This window comes from uncultured Sphingomonas sp., from assembly GCF_937859915.1.
Taxonomy (GTDB): domain Bacteria; phylum Pseudomonadota; class Alphaproteobacteria; order Sphingomonadales; family Sphingomonadaceae; genus Solisphingomonas.
Map to the genome: position 1 here is coordinate 1 of NZ_CALMAW010000028.1, position 9,848 is coordinate 9,848.

Sequence of the window (9,848 nt, forward strand, 5' to 3'; positions counted from 1 at the left end):
GATTGGCGCTCGACGGCTGGCGGCCGGGTGCCACGCCGCTGCTCGCCGAACTGCGCGCCTCCCGCGCCCGCGACGCCGCGGCGGGCCGCACGCTGGTCGGCCCGCATCGCGCCGATCTGGCGGTCACCCATGTCGGCAAGGGCCAGCCCGCCGATCGCTGCTCGACCGGCGAGCAGAAGGCGCTGCTGCTCGGCATCGTGCTCGCGCATGCCGAGCTGGTCGCCGAGCGTACCGGCCGGCCGCCGCTTCTGCTGCTCGACGAGGTCGCCGCCCACCTCGACCCGCTCCGCCGTGCGGCCTTGTTCGACCGGCTCGCCGCGATGGCGACTCAGGTCTGGATGACCGGCACCGAATCCGCTTTGTTCGAGGGGATCGGGACGGCCACGCGCCTGCACATCGCGAACGGAATCGCGACGTCCGCCTGAACGGCGCCTCCGCCTGAACAAGGACTGTCGATGGCACTCACCGCGCGTTCAATCGTCCTGCCTCACATCCACGGCAGAGTGGGATGCAGGAGAGGTTTCGATGCGCACGACCCGAACGACCAAGACGCTGGCGGCGATGCTGCTGCTCGGCACGATCGCCGCCCCCGCGCTGGCGCAGGATCATGGCGGCTATGGCGGTGACCAAGGCGGCTACCAGAACGGTCCTGACCGCGGTGGCTCCGACGGCGGCCCGGGTCATTGGGACCGCGGCGGCGGCGGCCCCGAGGATCGTCGCCATTACGATCTCGCCGGCCCCGGCGTGCCGCTGCTCTACCCCGAGCTGCGCAACAGCCCGCGCGGCCGCGCCTTCGTGATGCGCAATTTCGACATGAACCGCGACGGCTTCATCGATCCGCGCGAGGCGCGCGCCGCGGACCGCGCGTTCGACCAGATGGCGCACGGCGACCGCGGCCATTTCGCCTGGGATCGCGGTGGCGACGATCGCGGCATGGCGCCGCCGCCCCCGCCCGGGCCCGCCGTCGCCGAGGGTGGCTGGGATCGCCAGGGCATGCGGGCCTATCACTTCCGCCAGAACCGCTATGGCGCGATGTTCTCGATGGGCGACGTGCTGTTCCAGACGGGCTCGGCGGCGCTGCGTCCCGGCGCCGCGGACAAGCTGCGCACGCTCGCCGGCTATCTCCACGCCCACCCGGCGCAGGCGGTGCGGATCGACGGATTCACCGATGCGGTCGGCTCGGCCGCGTCCAACCTCGCGCTCAGCCGCGCGCGGGCCGATTCGGTGGCGCATGCGCTCTCCGAACAGGGCGTCAATCCGCAGCGGCTGTCGCTGAACGGGCATGGCGAGGCCGATCCGGTGGCGAGCAATGCGGATGCCGCCGGGCGTCAGCTCAACCGCCGCGTCGAGGTGACGCTGGTCGGCCAGCGCGCGGACAGCTTCAACTAATCCGACCTTGGGCGCGTGGGACCTCCCGCGCGCCCATTTCGCTTGGGTTTCGCCGTCCGAATCCCTATATGATCGGCATGGCAACTACTCCCCCGAACGGCAGCAATCAGAACGACTATGGCGCGGATTCGATCAAGGTCCTGAAGGGCCTCGATGCCGTCCGCAAACGCCCCGGCATGTATATCGGCGACACCGATGACGGGTCCGGCCTCCACCACATGGTGTTCGAGGTCAGCGACAATGCGATCGACGAGTCGCTCGCCGGTCATTGCGACCGCATCCTGATCACGCTCAACCCTGACGGATCGGTCTCGGTCGAGGACAATGGCCGCGGCATCCCGACGGGCATTCACAGCGAAGAAGGCGTGTCGGCGGCCGAGGTCATCATGACCCAGCTCCACGCGGGCGGCAAATTCGACAATGCCGACGACGGCAACGCCTACAAGGTCTCGGGCGGTCTGCACGGCGTGGGCGTGTCGGTGGTCAATGCGCTGTCGGATTTTCTCGATCTCACCATCTGGCGCGACGGCGAAGAGAATTACATGCAGTTCCGCCGCGGCGACGCGGTCGCGCCGCTCAAGGTGATGGGCCCGTCGAACGGCAAGAAGGGCACGCGAGTCACCTTCATGCCCTCGGCCGAGACGTTCAAGATCACCGAATTTGATTTCGACAAGCTCGAGCATCGCTACCGCGAGCTCGCCTTCCTCAATTCGGGCGTGCGGCTGTTCCTGATCGACGCGCGCCATGCCGAGCGCCGCGAGGTTGAATTGTTCTACGAGGGCGGGATTGCCGCGTTCGTCAAATATCTCGATCGCACCAAGACGCCGCTGATGCCCGATCCGATCGCGATCACCGGCCAGCGCGACGATGTCGGCATCGACGTCGCGCTCGAATGGAACGATAGCTATTACGAGCAGGTGTTGGCGTTCACCAACAACATCCCGCAGCGCGACGGCGGCACGCACATGGCGGCGTTTCGCGCCGCGCTGACCCGCACGCTCAACAATTATGCCGAGAAGACCGGGCTCCTCAAGAAGGAGAAGGTGACGCTCACCGGCGACGACATGCGCGAGGGGCTCACCGCGATCGTCTCGGTCAAGCTGCCCGATCCCAAGTTCAGTTCGCAGACCAAGGACAAGCTCGTCTCGTCCGAGGTGCGCCAGCCGCTCGAAAGCCTGATGGCGGACAAGCTCGCCGAATGGCTCGAGGAAAATCCCGCGCACGGCCGCGCGATCGTCGGCAAGGTGATCGATGCCGCCGCCGCCCGCGAGGCCGCCAAGAAGGCGCGCGAGCTGACCCGGCGCAAGGGCGCGATGGACATCGCCTCGCTGCCCGGCAAGCTCGCGGACTGCCAGGAGCGCGACCCCGCCAAGTCCGAACTCTTCCTCGTCGAGGGTGATTCGGCAGGCGGTTCGGCCAAACAGGGGCGCAACCGCCAGAACCAGGCGATCCTCCCGCTCAAGGGCAAGATCCTCAATGTCGAGCGCGCGCGCTTCGACCGGATGCTCTCGTCGAAGGAGGTCGGCACGCTGATCCAGGCGCTCGGCACCGGGATCGGCCGCGACGACTTCAACGCCGACAAGCTGCGCTACCACAAGATCGTGATCATGACCGACGCAGACGTCGACGGCGCGCATATCCGCACGCTGCTGCTCACCTTCTTCTACCGCCAGATGCCCGAGCTGATCACGCGCGGCCATCTCTTCATCGCGCAGCCGCCGCTCTACAAGGTCAACAAGGGGCGTTCGGAGGTCTATCTCAAGGACCAGGCCGCGCTCGACGAATATCTCGTCGATGCGGGCGTCGCGACGATGGCGCTCGATACCGGCGGCGAGCGCCGCACCGGCAATGATCTGCGCGCGATGATCGACCATGCGCGGCGGATGAAGACGCTGATGGCCTATGTGCCGCGGCGCTACGAGCCGACGATGGTCGAGGCGCTGGCGTTGACCGGCGCGCTTGCCCCCGACGTCGATCGCACCGAGGCGGCGGCGCGCGTCGCCGCCTGGCTGGGCCGCGCCGATCCCGAGGCGACGTGGACCGGCGAGGCCTCCGAGGGGGGCGGCTATCACCTCGTCCGCAAGTGGCGCGGCGTGTCGGATCACCATGTCGTCGACGCGGCGTTTCTGGGCTCGGCCGAGGCGCGCAAGCTCAACACGCTGTCGGCCGAGCAAGCCGACGCCTATGCCAAGGTCTCGCGGCTGCTCTCGATCAAGGCCGGCGAGCGCACCGACACGGCGGCCGACGAGGATGACGCGCCCACGGGCGATCCGCGCGGCATCTCGGTGGTGCGCCCCTCCGATCTGCTCGACGGCGTGTTCGCCGCAGGGCGCAAGGGCCTCGCGATCGCGCGCTACAAGGGGCTCGGCGAGATGAACGCCGAGCAGCTGTGGGAGACCACGCTCGATCCCGCCAACCGCTCGCTGCTCCGCGTCGAGGTGACGCAGGCCGACATCGCCGACGAGATTTTCACGCGTCTGATGGGCGACGTCGTCGAGCCGCGGCGCGAGTTCATCCAGGAAAATGCGCTGTCGGTGGCCAATCTCGACGTGTGATTTCTGCAATCGCATGATCGTGCAATGCAATCGGAATGGGTTTGTTCGCGCTTGCAACGCGAAATGACGCAGTGCACAAAGGTCAGGCCTTTCAGGCATCCTCTCCTAAAACTTCAGGCCGCCCTCGAGGCGGCCTTTTTTTGTCCAGCGCTGTCGGAAGAAGAGCGCTGGAGCGGATCGGCATCCAGTGGCAGGCGGTTCCCCGTCACCGGAGAGACGTCATGCTGAACTTGTTCAGCATCTCCTTTGCCACGGGCGCGGCGTTCGGCGTGTGCGGGATGCTGAAACAAGTTCAGCATGACGGATCAAAGGATGGCGATCGTTCGGCGACGTGGATGTCGATATGCTTCGGCTCTCCGCGCCGGGATGGCGGCGGTCCCGCTCAGCGCGCCAGCAGCTTCTGCCGCCGCCGCTGCACCGATGAGCCCAGCCCGAGCGCCTCGCGATATTTGGCCACCGTCCGCCGCGCGATGTCGAATCCCCGTGCGCGCAACAGGTCGACCAGCGAATCGTCGGACAGGATCGCGTCGGCCTGCTCCTCGCCGATCAGCTTGGCGATGTGGCTCTTCACCGCCGACGCCGACGCCGCCTCGCCGCCCTCGGACGACTGGATCGCGCTGGTGAAGAAATATTTGAGCTCGTAGAGGCCGCGGTCGCACGACAGATATTTGTTCGAGGTGACGCGGCTCACCGTCGATTCGTGCATGCCGATCGCGTCCGCCACCGTCCTCAGCGTGAGCGGCCGGAGATGTTCGACGCCGCGCAGGAAGAAGGCCTCCTGCTGCTTGACGATCTCGGTCGCCACCTTGACGATCGTGCGCGCGCGCTGATCGAGCGCCTTCATCAGCCAATTGGCGCTCTGCAGGCTTTCGCTTAGCCACGCCTTGCTCGCCGGATCCTGCGCCGCGCCCGACAATTCGGTATAATAGCTGCGGTTGACGATCAGCCGCGGCAGCGTCGCATTGTTGAGCTCGATCGCCCAGCCCTTGCCGGTGCGCGCGACATAGACGTCGGGGGTCACCGCCTGCATGTCCGACGGCGCGAAGCGCAGCCCGGGCTTGGGGTCATAGGCGCGCAGCTCGCGGATCATGTCGCCGAGGTCCTCGTCGTCGACCCCGCAGATCCGGCGCAGCTTGGGCAGATCGCCGCGCGCGAGCAGATCGAGATGACCGATCAGCGCCGCCATCGCGGGATCGTAGCGGTCGGCCTCCCTGGCCTGGAGCGCGAGACATTCGGCAAGATCGCGCGCGCCGATCCCGGTCGGGTCGAAGCCCTGGACAACGCCCAGCACCTGCTCGACCAGCGCGCGCGGCGCGCCGAGCCGGTCGGCGATGTCGGGCAACGGGACCGTGAGATAGCCCGCCTCGTCGAGCGCATCGACGATATGCCCCGCGATCAGCAGGTCGCCGCCCGACAGCACTGCGCCCGCCTGCGCCATCAGATGATCGGTCAGCGACGCGCTCTCGGTCAGCGTCTCCTGGATGTCGCCGCCGCCGTCGATGCCGCCCGACCCCGCGCCCGCCATCCCCAGCGATCCATCGAGCCCCGCGCCGGGCATGTCGGAGGGCGAATCATGGTGGAAGGTCTCGGCCGAATAGTCGACGTCGAGCGGAGCGTCGTCTGCGGCGCCGTCGAGACCGGTGACCGAATCGATCGGTCCGTCTTCGCCGCCGCCATCGTCGGGCACCGAAAGATCGGGGCCGTCGCCCTCCTCGGAAGCGCCCGCTTCGATCAGCGGGTTCTTCTCGAGCTCCTCGGCGATGAACGCCTCGATCTCGAGATTGGACAGCGCCAGCAGCTTGATCGCCTGCTGGAGCTGCGGCGTCATCACCAGCGATTGCGATTGCCGCAGATCGAGGCGGGGGGCGAGGCTCATGGCTCGCTTGCGCTTACAACCCCGTTCGGCCTGAGCGCAGTCGAAGCACAGCCACCGTCGTCGCGTGGCCTTCGACTGCGCTCAGGCCGAACCGGGTTGGGGAGGCGCCAGTCATGACTAGAGCGCGAAGCCCTCGCCAAGATAGAGCCGGCGGACGTCGGGATTGGCGACGAGCGCGGCGGGCGAGCCCTGGAACAGCACCTTGCCGTCGTAGATGATGCAGGCGCGATCGACGATGTCGAGCGTCTCGCGGACATTGTGGTCGGTGATCAGCACACCGATGTCGCGGCGCTTGAGGTCCTTCACCAGGTCGCGAATGTCGCCGATCGAGATCGGGTCGATGCCCGCGAACGGCTCGTCGAGCAGCATGATCGAGGGTTCGCCGGCGAGCGCGCGCGCGATCTCGCAGCGGCGCCGCTCGCCGCCCGACAGCGCGGTGGCGCGCGCGTCGCGCAGATGCTCGATGTGAAACTCGGCGAGCAGTGTCGCCAGCCGGGTCTCGCGCGCGGCGGGATCGGGCTCGCTCATCTCGAGTACGCACAGGATGTTCTGCGCGACGGTGAGCCCGCGGAAGATCGAGGTCTCCTGCGGCAGATAGCCGAGCCCCAGCAGCGAGCGGCGGTACATCGGCAGCGCCGTGATGTCGTCGCCGTCGAGAAGAATGCGGCCGGCATCGGGCTTGACCAGTCCCATCACCGAATAGAAGCAGGTCGTCTTGCCCGCGCCATTGGGTCCGAGCAGCCCCACCACCTCGCCGCGCGCGACCTCGAGGCTGACGTCCTGCAGCACCGGGCGGCCGTCATAGGCCTTGGCGATCGAGACGATCGACAGCGCCCGCGACGGTGGCGGGACGGTGGCGGCGATGTCGCGCGGGGAAAGCAGCGTGTCGGTCATGGCCTATCGTTTCTCCCGCCGGCCGGGCCCGGTCCGCATCTGGCAGGCTTTATGCAGGGCGATCAAGCCCCGCCTGCCGCCGATGGTCAGGGCTTGGCGGGCTTGGGGGTGGCAGGCGTGTCGGACGACTGGTCCTTCTGCGGCACGGTGAAGCGCCCGGAGACGCGTCCCCCGGCGCCGGCCGAGCCCGCGCCGCCGACATTGCCGCCGTCCATATTGGCCTGATTGGTGTTGAGGTTGATGACCAGCCGGCCGCCCCGGGTCGTGCCCGCATTGGGGCCGGTACGGTCGACGGTGACATGGCCGATCAGCGTGATCAGCCGCTTGTCGACGTCGTAAATGCCATAATCGCCATGCGCGATTTCGGTCGGGCGGGTGACGACGACATGGCCGTTGGCATCGAAGCGATGGAGCTGGGGGCCGCCGGCACCGGCGCCGCTGCTGTTGGCGACGCTGCCGGTGTAGTTCGCGGTGGCGCGGTCCGAGGTCAGCGTCATGTCCTGCTGCACGATCTTCACCCCACCGGTCAGGAAGGCGCGATGGTCGAGGTCGTGGACTTCCATATGATCCGCGGCGAAATCGACCGGCGCATTGCTGTCGTGCTTGGGGGCGGGCGCGGCCGCCTTGGCCTGCGCGGCCGCCGGTCCGCCCGTGAACAGCGCCAGCGTCGAAAGCGGCAGGAGAAGGCGGCGGATCATCGTGGCGCTGTGCCGTTTCGCTGCGTCATATGCAAGCGCGCGTGGCCGTCGAGCACGACCACCTTCTGGTCGAGATCGGCCTGCATCCGGTCCGAGCTGAACGTGCCCATCGGCATCGTGCCGGTCACCGGATTGCGGCTGGCGAGCTGGCGCGACTTCATGTCGAGATCGACGTCGTGCGTCGCGAGCGTATAGCCGTCGGCGGTGTGGAAATTGACCGGCCCGTCGAGCGCGACGCGCTGGTTGTTGAGATTGTAGCGCCCCTTCGGGCTGACGATCGTCGCGGGCCCTGCGGGCAGCTGGATCTTGGCGGACAGCGTATCGAGCTTGACGATCGGATCGGCCGAAGTCTGCTGGACCGCCGACTTGGCGTTGAGCTGGAACGGCTGGCCCTTCGAATCCTCGCCGCGATAGAGCGCGTGCGAGATCCGCATCCGCTCTGCCGCGGTGGTGACTCGGTCCTTGGAGAGCACGAAGGAGATGTCGCGCCCCGAGGTGATCGGGGCTGCCGCCAGCGCCAGCGTCAGCACAACCACCGCGGCAGGCAAGGTGACGCGCGCGACCGCGATGACGCGGTCGTGGCTCGATCCCGGCACCGCCCAGGCGCGACGCCGACGGCGCTCGACCCGCGCCGCGCTCGACATCGGTCCGCTTAGGGGGCCGGCGAGGCTCTCAGGCATGCGCGAAGATGTCGGTCTCGGGCCAGCCGGCGAGATCGAGTTCGGCGCGCGTCGGCAGGAAGTCGAAACAGGCCTGCGCGAGGTGCATCCGGCCCTCGCGGATCAGCCGCGCATCGAGCTTGTCCTTCATCGCGTGGAGGAAGCGCACGTCGGAGGCGGCATAGTCCTTCTGCGCATCGGACAGTTCGGGCGCGCCCCAGTCCGACGATTGCTGGACCTTGGACACTTCCTGGCCGAGCAGCTCGCGGACCAGCTCCTTGAGCCCGTGGCGATCGGTGTAGGTGCGGATCAGCCGCGAGGCGATCTTGGTGCAATAGACCGGCGCCGCCACCGTGTTGAGGTAGAAGCGGATCGCGGCGAGATCGAAGCGCGCGAAATGATAGAGTTTGAGCCGCGCCGGGTCGCCGAGCACCGCGCGCAGATTGGGGGCGGCATAGTCGCTGCCGGGCGCGAAGCGGACGAGATGCTCGTTGGGCCCGCCGTCCGAGATCTGCACGACGCACAGCCGGTCGCGCGGGGTCAGCAACCCCATCGTCTCGGTGTCGACGGCGAGGCTGGCACCCGGCGCGAACACGTCGGCGGGGAGGTCTTCTTCGTGGAAATGAACTGTCATGCCGCGTGCATAGGCCTTTGCCGGGCGTTGCTCAATGCCGCACCCGTCACGATCGCGCCGTGCGGCGGCGCGCTGCCATGTTGAGCGTTTCGACCAGCCCCGAGAACGCCATCGCGGCATAGATATACCCCTTGGGAACATGCACGCCGAAGCCGTCCGCGATCAGCACCGCCCCGATCATCAGCAGGAAGCCGAGCGCCAGCATCACGATCGTCGGATTGCGCTGGATGAAGTGCGCCAGCGGGTCGGCGGCGATCAGCATCAGCCCGACCGCGATCACCACCGCGGCGATCATGATCGGCAGCGCGCTGGTCATGCCGACCGCGGTCAGGATCGAATCGATCGAGAAGACGATGTCGAGCAGGATGATCTGCACGATCGCTGCGCCGAAGCCGAGCCCCGCGGGCTTGGGGGCGCCGTCGTCCGGCGCGGCGTCGTCGCCGTCGAGCGTGTGGTGGATCTCGCTGGTCGCCTTCCAGATCAGGAACAGCCCGCCGGCGATCAGGATCAGGTCGCGCAGCGAGAAGGCGGTGTCGAACGAGCGGTGGCCGTCGACCAGCGCGCCGTGGAGGCCGAGATCGATCAGCGGCGCGGTCAGCCCGACCAGCCAGGCGATCGCGCTCAGCAGCGCAAGCCGCAGGATCAGGGCGAGCGCGATGCCGATCCGGCGCGCGCGAGTCTGCTGGTCGGGCGGCAGGCGGTTCGACAGGATCGCCACGAAGACGAGATTGTCGATCCCGAGCACCACTTCCATGACGATCAGCGTGGCGAGGGCGGCCCAGGCGGTCGGGTCGGTGAGCAGCGAGAGAAGAGAGGACATGACGGCGCCGGGGTGCCCGTTACGCAGCCTCTACACAAGCTTTTCGGACGGAGCGTGTCTTTGTTGCCATGAAATGGCCGGTTTGGAACCAATCATGGCAAGAAAATGGCTCGCGACACCAACGCGTTTGGGATATGACCGCAATAGGCACGCTCCTTGTTTCGTGCCCGGAGAGTCGTTCGCTGCGCCCGGTGTGCGACCTCCACGCGATATTGGGCGACCCGGGAAAGATTTTTTAAGCATGAGTTTCGATCGTGGGCGGCGCGGGCAGCGCGGCAAGGACAAGCGCGTGGACCCGCAAATGGTGCTGCCGGGCGCGCGGT

8 protein-coding genes and 1 pseudogene are annotated in these 9,848 nt (G+C 67.7%); 3 read left to right on the forward strand and 6 right to left on the reverse strand.

Going from position 1 to position 9,848, the window contains the following annotated elements:
- The 3 genes and pseudogenes from Q0326_RS04190 to gyrB all read left to right on the forward strand — a co-directional run.
- Positions 1-425: pseudogene (locus Q0326_RS04190) on the forward strand (DNA replication and repair protein RecF); the annotation flags it as partial.
- A 100-nt stretch (positions 426-525) separates the two neighbouring features.
- Positions 526-1,389: an OmpA family protein gene (locus tag Q0326_RS04195; protein ID WP_298687437.1), complete on the forward strand. Its 864-nt coding sequence runs from the start codon at positions 526-528 to the stop codon at positions 1,387-1,389.
- 77 nt (positions 1,390-1,466) lie between these two features.
- On the forward strand, positions 1,467-3,944 hold the full coding sequence (gene gyrB / locus Q0326_RS04200; RefSeq protein WP_298687439.1) for a DNA topoisomerase (ATP-hydrolyzing) subunit B: 2,478 nt from the start codon (positions 1,467-1,469) through the stop codon (positions 3,942-3,944).
- 382 nt (positions 3,945-4,326) lie between these two features.
- On the opposite strand, the gene rpoN is transcribed toward gyrB, so the two are convergent.
- The 6 genes from rpoN to Q0326_RS04230 form a co-directional block, all read right to left on the reverse strand.
- Positions 4,327-5,820, reverse strand: coding sequence for an RNA polymerase factor sigma-54 (rpoN, locus tag Q0326_RS04205; RefSeq protein WP_298687441.1), 1,494 nt, complete (start codon positions 5,818-5,820; stop codon positions 4,327-4,329).
- Positions 5,821-5,937: 117 nt separating this feature from the next.
- Positions 5,938-6,714 carry an LPS export ABC transporter ATP-binding protein gene (lptB, locus tag Q0326_RS04210; RefSeq protein WP_298687443.1) on the reverse strand — a complete coding sequence of 259 codons (777 nt, stop codon included), beginning with the start codon at positions 6,712-6,714 and terminating at the stop codon, positions 5,938-5,940.
- Positions 6,715-6,800: 86 nt separating this feature from the next.
- Complete coding sequence (locus Q0326_RS04215; protein WP_298687445.1) at positions 6,801-7,412, reverse strand: LptA/OstA family protein; 612 nt, start codon at positions 7,410-7,412, stop codon at positions 6,801-6,803.
- A complete protein-coding gene (gene lptC, locus Q0326_RS04220; RefSeq protein ID WP_298687447.1) occupies positions 7,409-8,056 on the reverse strand; it encodes an LPS export ABC transporter periplasmic protein LptC in 648 nt (215 codons plus the stop codon). The genes Q0326_RS04215 and lptC overlap by 4 nt, the downstream gene beginning before the upstream one ends.
- 28 nt (positions 8,057-8,084) lie before the next feature.
- Positions 8,085-8,705, reverse strand: a complete 621-nt coding sequence (locus Q0326_RS04225; RefSeq protein ID WP_298687449.1) for a ribonuclease D — start codon at positions 8,703-8,705, stop codon at positions 8,085-8,087.
- Positions 8,706-8,751: 46 nt separating this feature from the next.
- Positions 8,752-9,525, reverse strand: a complete 774-nt coding sequence (locus Q0326_RS04230; protein ID WP_298687451.1) for a TerC family protein — start codon at positions 9,523-9,525, stop codon at positions 8,752-8,754.
- Between the last annotated feature and the right edge of the window lie 323 nt (positions 9,526-9,848).